The following is a 17,292-nucleotide window of genomic DNA, read 5'->3' on the forward strand; positions in this document are numbered from 1 at the left end:
GGACGCTGTAGTTTATGAGTCACGTGAATCTTGTTCGTTTATCGCCAGCTGCTTTAGCGCTTGTGTTCGCTGCTTGCTCGCCGGTCACCATTATTGAAGTGCCGAATGATGGGCTGCTGCCTTCAGGCACAGCGACGCCTATTGTTTCATTGACGCCTACATCGCTGCCATTAGCGACTACGACGCCAACTTCGACACCGACTGCAACACCGACTGCAACACCGACTGCAACACCGACTGCAACACCGACTGCAACACCGACTTCGACACCGACTTCGACACCGACTTCGACACAAATTGTGACGCCAACAGCAACACCGACTGCAACACCGACTGCAACACCGACTGCAACACCGACTGCAACACCGACTGCAACACCGACTTCGACACCGACTGCAACACCGACTTCGACACCGACTTCGACACCAACTTCGACACCGACTGCAACACCGACTTCGACACCGACTTCGACACCGACTTCGACACAAACTGTGACGCCAACAGCAACACCGACTTCGACACAAACTGTGACGCCAACAGCAACACCGACAGCAACGCCAACAGCAACACCAGTTGCCACAAGTGTCTCCAAGGTATCGCAATGGCAGTGGCTCAGTTACCAAGATGATCTTCAAGCGAAGTATGTCACTCAATCTGTCACAGCAACGGCTTACGATTTTATCGCCTCGGCGTTTGCCCCTGACCAGTGTGTTACCTTTGCCGAGGCATCGGTTGGTAGCATCGGCAAGCTCGCTAGCTGCAATGGAGATAAGGCGCAACAACTAAAATGGCAAGGCGAGCAGATTACAGTCGCCGGTTTATGCGTTGAGCATAAATCTTGGCAGCCGTTAACCTTGCAGGCTTGTGATGGTGGTACTAATCAAAGGTTTACTTGGCAAAACAAGCAAATTTTGAACTCAACAAGTGGCCAAGCCTGGGATGTTAATCGTTCAACGGGTGAAGTCATTAGCTATAGCTCGCACGGTGGCACGAACCAGCAGTGGCGAAGCTTTAATCAGGCGTTAGCTGATGTACAGGCATTAGGCAGTGAAGTCACTTATCCTATCTCGCTGACTGATGTCTCTGGTCTGACCAGCGAAACCATTCGCCATGGTGCCAATATGCTCGCACCACCGTTTGAGCAGGTCATTGATCGGCGTAGTACCCTGCCGAGCTTCTGGGGGGAGGTGCCAAGTTATGCACAACAAGGGCGAGCTCGATTTGTAATGGATCGCGACTTCCATCGTGGGCGCTACTATGGTTGGCAACATAGTCAGTATCAATGGGCCTTTGCTCGCAGTTATGCGCCAGCTGGCAGCGTGATCAGGATTCGAGTTAATACCCTGGATCCACAAGATGTAGAAGGCTTATATGTGCGCATTAATGCCAAAACCGATGTGTTAGCGCCTACCAGCGGCAATGTTGTAGCCGATGGCCAAATGAAGCGCCCAAGTGCCGTGTCGCAGGTACAGCCGCTAGCGCTTGGCGACAACATTATCCGCTCGCAATATGGTGGTAGTATCATCATCGAATCTCGCCTGAGCGTTGACCGCCAAGTTGCCATTCAGGTCGATGGCGGGGTACGCCAGCCTTATTTTATGCTTAATGAACACAGCAATAGTGACTGGCACCAAGCGAAGCAGTTTCCAGCACCCATTGCGGTGCTAGAAAGCCCACAAGCGAGCATTGTTGTACCGAGTCATTTAGCTAGCTCAGTGAGTGATGCGCAGTTATTGATGCAGCGCTATGAGCGAATTGCTGAGCTGTCGAAAAGGTTAACGGGCTTTTCTCGTGCTGAAAATGGCGTGCATCAATGGCCCGACCTCAAGCAAGTACTAGTCGTTGACCGACAAATCACTGTTGGCTGGGGGCATGCTGGATTCCCAATTATGGTGGTGCCTGGCTGGAACTTGGAGCGCATGGGCGACTTTAGCTGGGGGGTGGCACATGAAATTGGCCACAACTATCAACCGTTTAATCAGTTTGCAAGTGCTTATGGTACTGAATCATCGGTCAATATTTGGTCGTTATATGTGCAAGACATGGTTGGTGCCGGTGACCGGTTAGCGAACGATGGTCGCTACGCTACTTGGCAAGGTCGCTTGCCGTTGAGCAGCTTCGATGACGCGGACGTGTGGGGCAAAATCGTCTTTCAAATGCAAATGCGCTATGGCTTACCGCAAGGTTGGCAAAACTTCATTGATGCCATGCGTTATATCCGCCAATTGCCCGAGGCAGAACAGCAAGCGATTGCTGGCTCTCGCCAGCACCAGTTCGATATTTGGTTTACCACTATGTCGCGCGTGTCAGGTTTTGACCTAAGCGAACACTTTCGCCGCTGGGGGGTGCCAATCTCTGCTGAGGCCATCAATGAAGTGGCGGCGTTAAGCCTGCCAACAATCGATCTTTCCAATATAACGCCAAATTAGTGCGTGTTTAAATGCCATGCACTATAATGGTGCATGGCATGCTCGCTAATCCACCAAACAACCGCTTGTGACCTGGTGTTACAAGCTGGCAATGTTTTTGCATGCCATGAACGATTGAGTTAAGGAGTTCTGGCGTGTCAACTGAATTGCAAGCAGTGTTCGACCACTTAACGAGCGCCGTGCTGGTGCTCGATGAACACTTGATGGTGCAGAGAATTAACGGCGCCGGTGAGCTTATGTTTGCAATCAGCAGCAGCCGTGCTGCAGGTGAACCATTCGCGTCCTTGGTCGAGTTTGATCATCGGTTAGAGCGCCTAATTTCGCAAGCGTTAAACGAGCAGCGCAGCATTACGCTTAGGCAAACTGAGTTGCAACTACGTAACCATCAGGTGTTAGTTGTGGATATTTCAGTTTCGCCACTGCAGTTAAATCAGCAACAGACCGTGATGCTTGAGCTGCATTCGGTGGATCGGTTGTTGCGCATTGCTCGTGAAGAAGAAGTGCTTGCCAAACAAGCAACGAGTCGGCACTTGATTCGTGGCATTGCCCATGAAGTGAAAAATCCACTTGGCGGCATACGGGGTGCCGCACAACTGTTAGCCGCTGAGTTAGACCGCCCCGAGCTAAACGAATATACCGACATTGTTATTGCCGAAGCGGACCGGCTGCGCAACCTAGTGGATCGCATGTTGGGCAGTAATACGCTGCTTAACCTGCAGCCAACCAATGTGCACTCGGTGCTCGAACGGGTTCGCCAGCTGCTAACGGTCGAAAGCCGTGGGGCCATTAGTTTTAGTCGAGACTATGACCCGAGTTTGCCTGATGTACAGGCAGACGCTGAGCAATTAATTCAAGCACTACTGAATATTGCCCGCAATGCCATGCAAGCTTTGCTCGAAGCGCAAACAGAAGCGCCAGTGATTACCTTTCGCACAAGAGTGGTGCGCCAGTTCACCATAGGGGCTGTGCGTCATCGACTGGTAGCACAAGTTGATGTGCTAGATAACGGCCCTGGCATTCCAGAAGAGTTAGTAGAAAACATCTTTTTCCCAATGATCAGTGGCCGCGCCGAGGGCACTGGTCTGGGTTTGTCGATTGCCCAGAATATTGCCGCACAGCATCAGGGCATTATTGAATGTGCCAATGGACCATTGACTCGCTTTACACTTTATTTACCGATTGAGGTTCGCTAATCATGCAACGTATATGGGTTGTCGACGACGATCACTCGATTCGCTGGGTACTCGACCGGGCGCTGCAAAAACAAGGCTGGCAGTGCCAAGTGTTCGAGAATGCGCAAGAGGTACTGGATGCGCTGAGTTACGATAAGCCCGATGTGTTGCTATCGGATGTTCGCATGTCTGGTATGGATGGCCTGCAGTTGATGGAGGTCATCCACCAAAAGTACGCCGAGTTGCCGGTAATTATTATGACGGCGCATTCTGACCTAGACAGCGCCGTACAGTCGTTTCAAGGTGGCGCTTTTGAATACTTGCCAAAGCCATTTGATTTAAACGACGCCACCGAGCTGATTCAGCGAGCGCTCGATCACGCCAAGAAAAATGATGTACCAGAGCAAACCGAAGTTGCTCCAGCCAAGGAGATTATTGGCGAAGCGCCATCGATGCAGGAAGTGTTTCGTGCGATTGGCCGGTTATCGCAATCCAATATCACGGTACTAATTAACGGCGAATCTGGTACGGGTAAGGAGCTTGTGGCAGCGGCGCTACATCGCCACTCACCAAGACGACAGCAGCCGTTTGTGGCGCTGAACATGGCAGCGATTCCAAAAGATTTGATGGAAAGTGAGCTATTTGGTCATGAAAAAGGCGCGTTTACCGGTGCGACGGCGCAACGGCAAGGCCGCTTTGAACAAGCTAATCAGGGCACATTGTTTTTAGATGAAATTGGCGATATGCCCGCCGAAACACAAACGCGCCTTCTACGTGTACTATCAGATGGGGTGTTTTACCGAGTAGGGGGTACTACGCCGATCAAGGTAGATGTGCGTATTATTGCCGCAACACACCAAGATTTGGAAAGCTTGGTGCGAGATGGCCGCTTCCGTGAAGACTTGTTTCACCGGCTAAACGTCATTCGCATTAAGATTCCTGCGCTGCGCGAACGCCGTGAAGACATCCCCAAACTGTTGGAGCATTTTTTGGCTGTTGCAGCCAAAGAACTGGATGAAAAACAGAAGTCCCTTAGATCTGATACGCTAAGTTTATTGCAACGCTTGCCTTGGCCTGGCAATGTGCGCCAGTTGGAAAATACCTGTCGATGGCTGACGGTGATGGCTAGTGGTCAGGAAGTGCTGCCAACCGATCTACCGCCAGAGCTCAGAGAGGATAACGCTGCTAGCCCAGTACAAAACAATGATTGGGCTGAAAGTTTGCGCCAATGGGCACAAAAGTCGCTCATGCAAGGCGAGACTGGCGTGCTGAAACATGCTGTGATCAGTATGGAGCGTATCTTGATTGAAACAGCACTACAGCACACCAATGGCAGAAAAGCAGAAGCAGCTGAGTTGCTGGGTTGGGGGCGTAATACGCTTACCCGCAAACTAAAAGAACTGGATATGTAGGCGCTTGTGAAAGTCACATTTGATCAGCAGTACATTACGCAAACGTTGGCCGACGGCTTAATAGTGATGCTAGCCTGGTCGCAGCTTGAACAGGTGCTGATTGCCTGGTTTGCCGGCAAACCGCATTGGCTTATTACCAGTGGTTCTGCCCGTATGATTGTTGCCCGCGATAGCGAAGGAGAACGGCCACTGCAGGATGCCTTGGCACAACTACATAACTTTGATGCCGCTCTCGCGCGGCAGTTGCTTGCAAAGCCTAGCAACGAGCCAAGGCCTGTTTGGCGCAAAAACTAGCGCCAAGTCGGCAGTCTATACAGAATTGGCGCTTGGCCGTTCCAGGTACCAAAACCGATCAACGCATTCGGCCGGTCATCGTAACTCCCATCACCATCCATATCTGCCAGCAGCCAAGGGTCAGCAAGTAGCTCCACCTGCACTCGGCCAACCTTGTTATTGCCAACAAATTGATAGCTACCAGTGCCGTCTGTTGCATCACTGCTTTGCCGTGCTGTTGCTAGGCTTAAGCACTCAGCGGTGGTAAATCCTTGGCACGTGCCAGCTGCGACAAATTGAGTGGCTGGCGCCAGCGTACATTGGTCACTGGTTAATCGTTGCCAAGTGGGTGTATTCGTACCATCCACTGCGCTGACATACTGAACTTCCCATACCGCAGTCACTGACTGACTAGCGAGTTCACTACCACTGGTAGGCAGTAGCTGAAGTTGTGCAAAGTTATGAGTAAGAGCGTTGCTGTTGGTAGTAAAGTCGGTGCAACCGCCAAAACATACGCCATCAACATCTGTGATCACGCTTGCTGGCAAGGTTAGGCTTAGGCCTTCAGTTATTGGCGCCTGAAGTTGCCGCAACCATTGCACACTGGCATTGCTTAGTCGCCATTGTACGCCACCCTCTATGGTCTGAGTTTGCCAACTGCCAGCCGTTTCTGTGCTTACATTGTTCTGCCAGCTTGGCATCTGCACGGGTGCCGGTAGTTCATTATCCAAGCCATAGTTTTGAGCCACTGTACCCATAGCGTTGTAGCCCTGTACGCTTAACAGCAGTGAACTGATAGGCACTGGTTGGCCAAGAAAGGCTTGGTTGCTGCATTGGCTGGCGATTATAAAATCATCAAGGTTCACCATTAGCGTGCTGGCAATAAACCGCCCTAGGGTTTGGCTAGTTGAAGGTGCCCAGCTAGTACCTAGGTAGCCTCCATCGAAGCCAAGGGTGAGCTCAATGGTGCCAACATCATCATAGTTAAACGTTTGTGTTCCCTGTGGCGCTAGGCCATTTGGCGCTGCCGCTTGCCAGCTACTTGGTTCGCGCCAAGTACCCAAAGTACCCGCGGCCGGCGTTAGATGACCGACTGAGGTAGACACGCTTTGCGCTGGTTGCTCTAAACCAAAGTTGGCTGCCACTTGCCCAGTACTTGTTAGCGCTTCAACCCGAGCTGTCCAGTCAGTGCCAGCCACCATGCCATCGGCATTTGGTTGGTCAGCGCCAACGTCATCAGTGATATCCACTAATCGCAAGCTTGCAGGTTGAAAAATTAGGTCGGCACTGCCGGTAACGGTACGGGTATTGCCTGAGCCATTGGGTAGCGGCAGTTCAGTTTCAGCTGTTAAACGAATTTGCCCTACATCTTGATAGCTAACTTGCCCCATTGCTTCGCTGTCGCTATTGAACTGCCAAGTTTGCTGACTAGTTGGCTGGCCATTATCAAGGGTTTGTGGATTGGCAATTGCACTCAGGCTAGCTTGCCCAAGCAACGTTTGTAGTTGACATTGCCCTGGGTTTAAGCACTGGCTGGCAAATGCAAGTTGCAGTTGACCATTTTCCGGAAACACGGTTTGGCAGGTTTTATCGTTGGTGTTTGTGGCAACGACCTGGATGCCCAAAGCGTTAATATCTCCGGCAGTGTACACATGATTGCCATTGGCACTATTGATGGCGGTGCCGTTGCTGTCTACCCAGCGCAAACCAGTGTCTTGATAAGTGAGAATAGGGTCAAACGTGGTTTCGCTGACCATGCCATCGGTAGCATTGATATCGTAATCACCGGGCTGGTTTTGCTGCAAATAAAGCGTATAGCGGCCACCCTCAGAGCCATCAAAGCTAATACTTGCCCTGCCATTGTTTCCACTACCTAGCTGTTGATTTAACTGGTTGTACCAACGACCACTGTTTTCGGTGACATCTAGGTTCAGAGTGCCGTTAAAGTTAGTTTTTAGCTGGCCATTTTGCCATGCTTCAAAGGTGACCGGTTCCGCCGCACAGGTGATGGCATCACCATCGTGCACAATTCGAATTTCGTCAATATCAAACGGACAATTGCGACTAGCATTGATGAGATTATCCACAGTGCTTTGGTCAATCTCCCCTTGGTAAAAGTGCACTTCATCAAGGACTAAGTTGTCTTCTGCTACGCCAAACGATAGCTCAATATCGGCTCGCGGCGTGAAGCCACTCGACACATAATTCAGAGTAAGTGGCTGACCATTAAGCCAAATGGCATAACTGTCGGTATCTGTATTCCAACTGACAGCAATATGATGCCAATCGCGCATTTGTCGGTTACTTAAACCATGGCGGGCATAAAACGGTGCTGGTGAACTATTGCCTTGACGGGGAATGCCAAACTGGATGACACCTTCGTTGTTATGGTTGTCACTGTTATTAGTTGTGGTAAATACGGCATAGAACTTGTTGCTGGCGTAGCTAAAAAACAATGGCGATTCACGGTTTTCGGTTGGTTTTACCCAAGCAGCAAAGCTGCCAGCAGGGAAGGCGTCGTTTAGCTGGAAGCTGGTATCGGCAGGTAGGCTTGTGGCACTGCCATCAAAATCCAGCGCACCACAAACTTTGCCAGCGTTGGTCCGGCTTACACCATTGAGTAGACTAACATTTGCAACGCCACTGACTTCATTGGCGAATGAGCTAACGCCTTCATCGAACGTCCAATGACTAATTAGCGAGAGATTATTAGGCGCTGGAGCGCTATCGCACACGCCACCTGTGTGAATATCATCGCCTGTGGCAACAGAGCGCATATTGTTGCTGTAGACAATTGACTCGCCGCTGACCGAGCCATAGTGCCAAGTAGTCAAACTGTCGTCACCGCCGGTTGTATTTGAGGTGCCCATATTTGCTTGCTGGCGTGCATAAATGTTGGCACTGATTTGGCTGCCTCGGCCTTGATAAAAATTACCGTAGCTGGCAATAAACAACTCACCGGCGTCACCTGGGTTCCGATCGCCAATCATGTTGGCAGTCGATTGATCACCAAAATCAACATCGTCGCGCACAAACAAGCGAACTAAGCCAGGGCCGTCTACCAAGATTCGGGAGGTGGGGCCAATTATGATTGAATTAATGTAGTAATCACCAGGTGTGAATGTAAGCGTGACGGCCGACCCAATACTTAACGTATTGATTCGCCAATCTCCGCTACCGGTGGCGAACCGTACATTGGTCGTAGCGCCACCATAAACTTGGACCAAGTTGTAGTCACTGCGATAAGGAATCGTGTCGGATGCAGTGAATGGGCTGCTACTGGTGGCGTCGGTACTCGCTTGAAAGACCGGTAGTCCTGCTTTAGCCGAACCTGTGCCAGAGGCGGTGCAGTTGCTTGCAATACAGGTTTGCTGTGATGAGCTATTGATAATTGTGGTCGCTGTTAGGGTTGTGCTACCGCCATTATCAACATAGCTGTTATCTAAAAAGGTAATACTAGATTGTGCATTGACCACACTTGTAAACACCTGACCACACGTTGGTGTATTGAGTGTGCCATTAGATGTTGATTGTGTCGGTTGGCAGCCTTCATCCCAGCTTATTTCAGGCGTTTCGCCATCGGTCAGGGCGCAGTAGTTGCTTGAATCGGCAGGTACGTCATCTAAATTGGTATAGGGTGCCGTTACCCAATTTGCCCAGTTATCCGGTTCACCAAAGTCTCCACCAACTGCTTGATTGCCTGTTGTCCATTGCGAAACTAGGTGAATTAGCTGCCCGCTGCCATCTAGCAAATAATATTCTCGCTCGGTTGGATGGTAGGCCAAGCAGTTACCGGTAATGACTAAAAATTCGCCAGCCCGATAGCTGCCATTGGGTATTGAGCAATTGCCATCAACAGCGCCACCCTGGGCAGGTACATTGGAAATCAATGACCAGTTTGTGGCCGCAACGTCTTGAGAAAAATAAATTTCGACAAACTCGATGTCGTTGCTAGAAAACGACAGTTCGTTGATGCTAGCGCTGCCTGCCAGCCATGAAGCATTGGGGTTTGCACTGGCAAACGATGTAAGTGCCGACAGCAAGAATAAGGCGAACGCTCTCATAACGACAATACCCATTCAAATTGCTGGCGAATATAGTCAGCATTGCTGCCCGACTCGACAACAATGTTGATATCAAATAGCTGCGTGCCTGAACTGTTAAAACTGCGCCGGCTGCAACGAATGGTGACTTGCATGCTCGGCTGACTGCTATCGGTAAAAGCCAGATTAGAAGGGCAGGTTGGGTTGTTGGCGTCAGTCGCCAAAATACTCATTGCTGTCCATTCGCCGGCTGCATTGGCCAGTAGCTGGGCCCGTTTTACTTGCACTAGGTTGCCTTGCTGTAGCGCAAGCCCTTGCTGTTGTTGCTGTAGCAAAAGCAACAAGGCTACGCCGACCAGCACGGCAAAGATAACCGGCAGTACCGTAATACCTTTATGGCGCATTGTAGAGTTCATAGAGCAACTCCAGTGGTTGAGCTTCACCTTGGCTCACCAACTCAATGGATAAACGCAATTGTGGTGCCTGAGTTGGTGAGCCAGGTAGCAACGTAAGTTGGCAGCGGCTTAACCCTTCAGCGATAGTATGGCGCACCGTGGGCAGGTTTGCCGTATTGGCAATCGGGTCGTTTAGCTCGGCAAAAACAAGCGCAGAGTTATTGCAGGCTATGCCTTGCCAACTGGAAGTCGTATACAAACGGTGCAAGGTGTTGGCCGCAGGATTAAAATTATGGCGACTCGTTAGCTCAACAAGGTTGTTCTGGTTGGCTGTTGGATCATTGGCGCAACCTGAGTCATCGGCCATGCTGTAGTCGCGCAATACCGCACCGTGATTGCCGCCTGCTAACCAGTCACTGCGCAGTAGTTCGGCATTGATTGGGCGAACAATTAAAGGTGGTTGGCCATTAATTTGGCCCAATACAGTAAACTCGATGTCGTTATTCGTTAGTGGCTCGCAAGCGGGTTGTTGGTGTGGTGTTGCATATTGCATGACCTCTTCAGCGGGTAGCCACTGTAATAGGTCACTGTTCACTAGCACGCTGTTAGGAATAGCATTGGCTAGACGTTGTTGAAAAAACAAGTCAATTCGGTCGCTCGTTGCCACTAGGCTCAGTCTAGCTTGGTTGCTTTGATAGCTGGTGATTGGGGTAATGATAAGCGGCACGGCTGCGGCGGCTAAAATGCCAACTAGCAGAATAACAATGACAAGTTCAAGTAAGGTATACCCTAATTTGCGCATTGCCAACGCTCCAATGCATAACGCCATCCAGTCAACGACAGAGTGCTGCCCGTTGGGTCGGTCACGGCCACTGTAATATTTAATAGTGTTGGCTGAGGGTCGCTAGTATCACTGCCCAGTGTGTTGCTGCCGTTTAGCGAAGCACTGTCATCCACCATGATATCAACTCTATATTGGGCCAAGCCTAGGCTTGTGCCATCGGCGGCAACTGGCTCACCAGTGTAGCCATTATAATCACAAACATTATCCCAGCTAGCGCGCTGATCAGCAGCTTCGGCGCGGGCAGGGCAGATTGGCAAAGTATCTATTGTGGCGCAGTTAAAGGTGTCTGGGTCATAGACGGGTTTATTCATTACCTCGCTTATTGTGTGGCTAGCAATGGCGCGGCTTTGGTTGAGTACCAGTGTTTGTGCTGACTGCAGATTTGATTGCCCTGTCAATTGCAGCAATAGCAGGGATGCACCAGACAGTACAACAATGATCAACACTAGCTCAATTAGGGTAGCGCCACGACTATTGCGCATAACCCGTCCATCCATGCAGAGAGAAATTGCCGTCGTTGAGGGCAAAGCTCGTGGTGGGCGCAACGACTGTGGTGAGCGTTTCAAGGTCGCTGCAGTTGTTTGCAGCATTGTTAGAATCATCGTACCAAGCTTTTTGCCAGTATACCCAGCGAATAGGTGCACCACTAAAGGGCGTGTCGCCTGTCATGTCACTCACCGCCTGCCAACATGCGGTATTAGTGGTGCAATCTGCCGCTTGCTGTGCTTGCCAGCCGTTGTTGTTTATCGTGATTGCGTAGGCACATTGTTGTGCCACGGCGCGTTGTTGAACTAAGCCAATGCTGGAAACGAGGAGTTGGCGAGCCGCCGGCTCGCTCATTTGTTGCGGATTGGCGATCCGAGGAACCGCCACTGCCGCAAGAATGGAAACAAGTAGGATAACAACAATTAGTTCAACTAGGGTAAAGCCCTTAACAAACATTGTATGGATCAGTTTAAGGTGCTGGTACTGTGCAAACCTGTGCATTAGTAGTGTTATTAGTCACCGCTCCTATACCTGAGATAACGGGCGGAGTGGTCGCGTTTGCTGCAGCCGTGTAATTAAAACACTCGGTTCCAGAGTCTAAATAAAATACAACCGTGTTAGCGGCCGCCGCGGTATCCATCGATATGCCTTCCAAATCAATGGCTTCCTCGATTCCATCAGTTGTTGCCGCTGGATAACCATGAACCATGTCAACTGAGCCTGCTTCAAGCGTTACTGAACCTGTTGCGCCAGTCTGCCCTTCTACCAAGGCTTTCGCGTGTGCAATCGCCGAAGCAGATTTCACTGCACCAAGCGCGCTTTGAATAACCCCTTGGCGCGCATCATCTTGCAAGTTGGCAAAGCGTGGAACGGCAACGGCGGCCAAAATACCCAAAATCACAATTACCACGACCAGTTCGATAAGTGTGAAGCCTTTTTGTTGTTTCATACTGAGTGCCTCTTTGTAATAAAGTGTGAACTAATTCACAGTTTAGACCTAAGTTGCGGCGCTGGAAAGGTCCCAAAGCGGTAAAAATACCCCCAAGGCTAGGATGAGCACTAAAACCGCCATCACTATTACGAGTATAGGCTCAATCGACTGACTGAGATTTTTTAATTGGTAATCAACTTCCTGGTCGTAAAAATCAGCAATTTGTCGTAATTGTTCGCCTATTTGTCCAGACTGCTCGCCCACGGCAATCATTTGCAACATTAGGTTGCTAAATAAGTTGGTGTTGGCGGCAGCGTTGATTAGGTTGTCGCCTCGTTCAATATCCTCGCGCATGCCAATAAGGTATCGGCTGATGTGGGCGTTACTTGAGGAGCGGGCAGCGATCGATATGGCCTGCAAGATTGGGATGCCGGCGTCTAACATCATGGCAAATGGCCGGGCAAAACGTGTCATGTTAATGCGGTATAAGATTTTGCCGATGATAGGCAAGCGAATGATATTGCGGTCGCGCCATAACCGCCCAGTATCCGTGGCAAAGTATTGGCGTGCAGCCACTACAGCGGCAACCAGTATTAATAGCAGCATCCACCAATAACTCAGCATAAAGTCAGAAAAACCGATCAATATTCTTGTGGCCAGTGGCAGGCCTGCATCAAATTGATCAAACAGTGCTTTAAAGCGCGGAATCACAAACAAGCTAACAATAAAAACGGCGGCAAGAATCGAAATCATCACAAAGCTTGGATATCTAACCGCCTGTTGTACCTGCTTTTTCGTTCGCTTTTCTAGTTCTAAATGCTGCACTAATTGCTGGAAGGCTTCATCTAGCTTGCCGGTGCTCTCGCCAACACGAATCATGCCTATATAGAGTCGGCCAAAGACTTTTGGGTGGTCGGCTAAGCAAGACGATAAACTGTTGCCTTGTTGTAATGATTGGCCAACATTCAACAGGGTTTGTTTCATATAGGCATTGTCGTGCCCATCGGCTAAGCCTCGAATTGCACTAACAATGGGTAAGCCCGATTTCGCCAGTGCATACATTTGGCGCGAAAATAAAATAAGCTCATCAAGTGTGACCTGTTGGCGCACAGGCAAGGCTAGCTTAGTTTTGGGTTTTTTCTTCTCTAGGCTAATAGGAATGATGCCATCTTTGCGCAACGCTGAGATGGCCTGCTCTTGGCTTTCTACATCTAGCTGACCTTCATGGAGCTGGCCGTCGGCATCGCGGCCTTTATACAAAAAACTCATTCGCTGTAAGGCTCTATGCTAAGGGCATCAATCGGTTGTGGACTAACACTTACCGATGTCCCTATATCGCTTGCTAGTCGCATGACTTCATCAATGGACGTGACGCCATTCATTGCCAGTTCCAAGGCATGCTCAACTAAAGGGGTGTAAGTGCTTTGTTTAACAGCATGGTTAAAGTCGCTAATGTTTTGCTCGCGCAATGCATCCAGCATGCTTTCGTTCAATACGAGTAGCTCGTATACCCCGCGCCGACCACGGTAGCCTGTGCGCTGACAGCGCATGCAACCTGTAGCAGTGTAAAAGCTGGTGGGATTGGCATTGGGTGCAATGGCTCTTAACCAAACTCGTTGTTGGCTATCGAGCTTAGCGGGCTCACGGCAGTTATCACATAAGCAACGCACAAGCCTTTGACCTACAACGGCACGCAGCGCTGAGGCGACTAGATAGGGCTCAACACCCATATCAGCTAAACGCACGGCAGCCGCTTGTGCATCATTTGTGTGCATGGTGGAGAGCACTAGATGGCCAGTAAGTGAGGCCCGAATACCCATGCGTACGGTCTCTTCATCACGCATTTCACCCACTAAGAGAACATCGGGGTCGTGGCGCATGGCGCTGCGTAAAATCGATGGAAAATCTAGGCCAATTTGTGGATGTACTTGTACCTGGTTAATGCGCGGTAACCGGTACTCAATAGGGTCTTCGGCGGTGATGATCTTGCGGGTGGCGCGATTTAGTTGGTTGAGCGCTGCATACAACGTGGTGGTTTTACCACTACCGGTTGGGCCTGTTACCAAGATTAAACCATGGGGGCGTTCTATCAACTGGCTAAAGCTTTGCTGCATCGATTCCGGCATGCCAAGGCTGTTCAGGTCAAGCATGCCCGCAGATTGGTCAAGTAAACGAAGGGTCAGCGCTTCGCCGTATTGTGTAGGCATCGTGGCAACACGCACATCAACAGTATGCTTGCCAAGCTCAGTTTTAAAACGCCCATCTTGTGGTAAACGCCGTTCAGATATATCGAGGTTAGAAAGGATTTTAAACCGCATTACCATAGCACTTGCGATCTTTTTCTCTTGCATTACCTGCTCGCGTAACTGCCCGTCCACTCGCATACGTACGCGCAGCTCTTTTTCACCTGGTTCAATATGAACGTCGGATGCTTTACTGCTGTGGGCTTCTTCTAGTATTCGTTGCACTAGCTGTACTACAGGGGCGTCGTCGTTGGTGGTGCCTCGAACAAGTTCGTCGAGGTCAAAAGCGCTGTCTTTTAATTGCCCTTCTAATGCACCGGCAAGCTCTTTTAACTGGCCTTGGTTGCGATACAGCTGATCAATAAGCGATGCCGCATCGCTCTCTCGCACCACAGCAAACTCACAGCTTACCGCTGTATTGCGAGAGATATCATCCCTAGCCGGTAAATCAGTGGGATCGGCTAACCCCACTACTAAAACGCCGTCACGCACTTCAATGGGCACGGCACGATGACGGCGAGCAATTTGTTCCGGTAACTTTTCCGCTATATCTGAATTGACCTGCATTCTGCGCAAGTCGATAAATGGCAGCCCAAGTTTATCGGCAATAATTTGCAGAAACTCAGATTCACGCACCATGCCTAAATCAACCAGTACATTGCCGAGTCGTTTGCCTGAATGGCGCTGCTCTTCTAATGCTAGCGTCAGTTGCGCTTCCGTAATGGCGCCACGTTCAACCAATAAGTCGCCAATGCGAAGTCTGCGGTTTTCAGTCATCTAACGCCTCCAGCATGGCTATGGCGCGTTGCTGATACGGATTGTCTGATTCTGCAATGCGCGATAGCTGGTAACTTGCGGTCTTGATATCGTCTATTTGCAGCGCAGCAATGGCTAATAAAATTTGCCATTCCCATGCGCTATCTGGCTTCGACGAGATTAGCTTTCTTAATGGTCGAAAGCTTTGCATGTATTGACGTTTTTGATAGTGCAGCCATGCACGTAAGGCGACAATAGCAGGGTTATCGGCTGGCCCTGCGGTAATGTCAGCAATCCAAGCTAATGCCTCATCATATTTTTGCTGGCGAGCATCGAGCCACGCAAGGTAATAGCGCAGAATGCCGTTACTTGGTGTTTTATGAATTTGATCTTCGGCTTTGACTCTTTGAGCCACTTCGTCGTTGAGCTCGAGCAGTTCGTCGATAATCATTTTTTCAGCACGATTTCGCAGCGCAACGCCCTCAAGCTCCAAAGGTAATTGCATCTCTGGCAGGTCAAATACCTTGCTGCGATGCGCATCCAATATAGTGTGTGCGGCAGGAATATGGATTTTTTCAACAACCAAGGTGACGATGGTGGAGCGAGGTATCTTGCACCACTTCTCCATTGCATCGGTGAACAAGTCATAGTTACTAAATGGCACTTTAGTTTTTATTTTTTCTGCCATCTCGTTGGTGATCTTGCCCGTTTCTAGTAGCAGGCGAATCACAGTTAACTGGTCTTCTTCGGTCAATGTCATGACGAGCCTCCTAGAAGAATTAGGCGGTTGCGAGCATATTGCTGCAGCGAACTTGGGGTATCGGTGGCGGATAAAAACGCTTGGTAATGAAATCGAGCCGAAGAATATTGCGACAATGCTTCATATGAAATGGCCAGGCGCAAGTGCAACTCTGCAGACAAGGCTTGTGACTGCAGCTGATTGACCACCTGTTGGTGTTCACCTAGCTGCTGCAATGCGGCTGTTTTCAGTAGTAGTGCCGCGCGGCCATTATCGCTACTTAATAAGCTAACGACTTGTGCAAATTGACGCTCGGCAAGTGCTTGTTTGGCTTGCTCCAAGTTATTACTCGCGACCGGCTCCGAGTTATTGTTGGCCAACTGACTATCAATTGACACTGACCGCCATGTTGGCTGTTTTAGGGTGAGCTGATGTTCAGCTTTAGGCCAATCTTCTTGAAGCGACTTAAGCGAAGTGTTTTTGGACGCTGGCAGGGTTAGGCTAAGCTGGCGGCTAACATTGGGTTCAACCATAAAACCAGCCAGCGACATCAATAGCAGGCCAAAAATTGTGACAGCTAATAAGGCCAAAAGCATATTCTTGATATAGTGAGCGCTGCTAGATTGGCCGAGGTGCGGCGCCATGGGGTGCCAACCTAGAGGCTTCATGGTTAGTTTATCCATAATGCGCCCCCCAGTGCGATGCCTGCGGCGGCTACTGCAAACCAAGGCCAAAGCCGTTGTTGCCAAGCTTTATGCAACGTAGTGGCACTCATGGCTGCTTTGATATGACGTTTGCGCAATGCTCTGGCGCCTTGTGCTTGCATGCTGAGTAAGCTTTTGTCGGCGAGCAAGTTTAGTAGGCGAGGTATGCCCCGGCTTTGACGCCAGAGCATTTTGATGGCTTGGCGATGAAATATAGGATCTCCTAGGTATCCCGCCCTTTGCATACGTTTGTTTAAGTAATACTTGGTTTCACGCTCAGTTAACTTGGCGAGTCTATGGTGCCAAACGATTCGTTGTCTAATTTGGCGATACTGATGCTGAGTGAGTTGTTGCTCAATTTCAGGCTGCGCAAACAGCAATACATGCGCGAGTTTCCGGGTTTGACTCTCTAAGTTGGTCAGCAAGCGCAATGCTTCTAGGGTATCGGTTGCAAGCGCTTGCGCTTCATCAATAATGAGTACTAGGTACTGGCCGCTTTCAGCAATTTTTACTAGCTCTGCTGATAGGTAATCCAATAACTGACTGCTATCTAGACCGCGCGTAGGCAAGGCTAACGCCTTACAAATTGCTTCGAGTAACCCTGCCTTGGTCAATAATGGGTTGGTTAACCAAACAACCCGCCACTTTTCGTTGCGTTTTAGCTGTTCAACTAAGCGAGTACACAAAAGTGTTTTGCCGGTACCCACCTCGCCCGTGACTAATAGAAAACCATCGCCTTGCTCAATGGCATTGGGCAACAGCTTTAAGCAGTGCTCGTGGTTGGGTAGGGGCACATATTGCCTAACGTCTGGTGTTAGGCTAAAGGGTTTGTATTGCAGGCCAAAGTACCCTTCGTACATTCTAG

At 50.0% G+C, this 17,292-nt stretch carries 16 protein-coding genes; 4 read left to right on the plus strand and 12 right to left on the minus strand.

Going from position 1 to position 17,292, the window contains the following annotated elements; translation table 11 throughout:
* Positions 1–177: 177 nt before the first annotated feature.
* Positions 178–537, minus strand: coding sequence for a hypothetical protein (locus DUW71_RS17730; protein ID WP_199671227.1), 360 nt, complete (start codon positions 535–537; stop codon positions 178–180).
* Here DUW71_RS17730 and DUW71_RS13530 point away from each other — a divergent pair.
* The 4 genes from DUW71_RS13530 (at position 528) to DUW71_RS13545 (ending at position 5,307) form a co-directional block, all read left to right on the plus strand.
* A complete protein-coding gene (locus tag DUW71_RS13530) occupies positions 528–2,429 on the plus strand; it encodes a M60 family metallopeptidase (RefSeq protein ID WP_199671228.1) in 1,902 nt (633 codons plus the stop codon). The genes DUW71_RS17730 and DUW71_RS13530 overlap by 10 nt on opposite strands.
* 134 nt (positions 2,430–2,563) lie before the next feature.
* Complete coding sequence (gene glnL / locus DUW71_RS13535; protein WP_267896668.1) at positions 2,564–3,622, plus strand: nitrogen regulation protein NR(II); 1,059 nt, start codon at positions 2,564–2,566, stop codon at positions 3,620–3,622.
* A 2-nt stretch (positions 3,623–3,624) separates the two neighbouring features.
* Entirely contained in the window at positions 3,625–5,013 is a 1,389-nt protein-coding gene (gene glnG, locus DUW71_RS13540) for a nitrogen regulation protein NR(I) (protein ID WP_119395795.1), read from the plus strand.
* 6 nt (positions 5,014–5,019) lie between these two features.
* Positions 5,020–5,307 (plus strand): hypothetical protein, encoded by a 288-nt coding sequence (locus tag DUW71_RS13545; RefSeq protein WP_119395796.1) that lies wholly within the window; start codon positions 5,020–5,022, stop codon positions 5,305–5,307.
* Here DUW71_RS13545 and DUW71_RS13550 read toward each other — a convergent pair.
* The 11 genes from DUW71_RS13550 to DUW71_RS13600 are packed head-to-tail and all read right to left on the minus strand — an operon-like array spanning position 5,304 to position 17,287.
* Complete coding sequence (locus DUW71_RS13550) at positions 5,304–9,350, minus strand: DUF6701 domain-containing protein (RefSeq protein ID WP_119395797.1); 4,047 nt, start codon at positions 9,348–9,350, stop codon at positions 5,304–5,306. The two genes, DUW71_RS13545 and DUW71_RS13550, sit on opposite strands and share 4 nt — an antisense overlap.
* A complete protein-coding gene (locus DUW71_RS13555) occupies positions 9,347–9,745 on the minus strand; it encodes a hypothetical protein (RefSeq protein ID WP_119395798.1) in 399 nt (132 codons plus the stop codon). Before DUW71_RS13555 ends, DUW71_RS13550 begins: the two co-directional genes overlap by 4 nt.
* Entirely contained in the window at positions 9,723–10,526 is an 804-nt protein-coding gene (locus tag DUW71_RS13560) for a prepilin-type N-terminal cleavage/methylation domain-containing protein (protein ID WP_158584098.1), read from the minus strand. Before DUW71_RS13560 ends, DUW71_RS13555 begins: the two co-directional genes overlap by 23 nt.
* Positions 10,514–11,050, minus strand: coding sequence for a type IV pilus modification PilV family protein (locus DUW71_RS13565; protein WP_119395800.1), 537 nt, complete (start codon positions 11,048–11,050; stop codon positions 10,514–10,516). The genes DUW71_RS13560 and DUW71_RS13565 overlap by 13 nt, the downstream gene beginning before the upstream one ends.
* Positions 11,040–11,510, minus strand: coding sequence for a pilus assembly FimT family protein (locus DUW71_RS13570; RefSeq protein WP_119395831.1), 471 nt, complete (start codon positions 11,508–11,510; stop codon positions 11,040–11,042). Before DUW71_RS13570 ends, DUW71_RS13565 begins: the two co-directional genes overlap by 11 nt.
* A gap of 13 nt (positions 11,511–11,523) precedes the next feature.
* Positions 11,524–12,003, minus strand: a complete 480-nt coding sequence (locus tag DUW71_RS18005) for a prepilin-type N-terminal cleavage/methylation domain-containing protein (protein WP_119395801.1) — start codon at positions 12,001–12,003, stop codon at positions 11,524–11,526.
* Between the two features lie 48 nt (positions 12,004–12,051).
* Positions 12,052–13,254 carry a type II secretion system F family protein gene (locus DUW71_RS13580; protein ID WP_119395802.1) on the minus strand — a complete coding sequence of 401 codons (1,203 nt, stop codon included), beginning with the start codon at positions 13,252–13,254 and terminating at the stop codon, positions 12,052–12,054.
* Positions 13,251–15,005: a GspE/PulE family protein gene (locus tag DUW71_RS13585; protein WP_119395803.1), complete on the minus strand. Its 1,755-nt coding sequence runs from the start codon at positions 15,003–15,005 to the stop codon at positions 13,251–13,253. Before DUW71_RS13585 ends, DUW71_RS13580 begins: the two co-directional genes overlap by 4 nt.
* Complete coding sequence (locus tag DUW71_RS13590) at positions 14,998–15,744, minus strand: tetratricopeptide repeat protein (protein ID WP_119395804.1); 747 nt, start codon at positions 15,742–15,744, stop codon at positions 14,998–15,000. The genes DUW71_RS13585 and DUW71_RS13590 overlap by 8 nt, the downstream gene beginning before the upstream one ends.
* Positions 15,741–16,406 (minus strand): hypothetical protein, encoded by a 666-nt coding sequence (locus DUW71_RS13595; RefSeq protein WP_119395805.1) that lies wholly within the window; start codon positions 16,404–16,406, stop codon positions 15,741–15,743. Before DUW71_RS13595 ends, DUW71_RS13590 begins: the two co-directional genes overlap by 4 nt.
* On the minus strand, positions 16,394–17,287 hold the full coding sequence (locus DUW71_RS13600; protein ID WP_119395806.1) for an ExeA family protein: 894 nt from the start codon (positions 17,285–17,287) through the stop codon (positions 16,394–16,396). Before DUW71_RS13600 ends, DUW71_RS13595 begins: the two co-directional genes overlap by 13 nt.
* Positions 17,288–17,292: the final 5 nt, after the last annotated feature.

The organism is Salinibius halmophilus, from assembly GCF_003577475.1.
Taxonomy (GTDB): domain Bacteria; phylum Pseudomonadota; class Gammaproteobacteria; order Pseudomonadales; family Natronospirillaceae; genus Salinibius; species Salinibius halmophilus.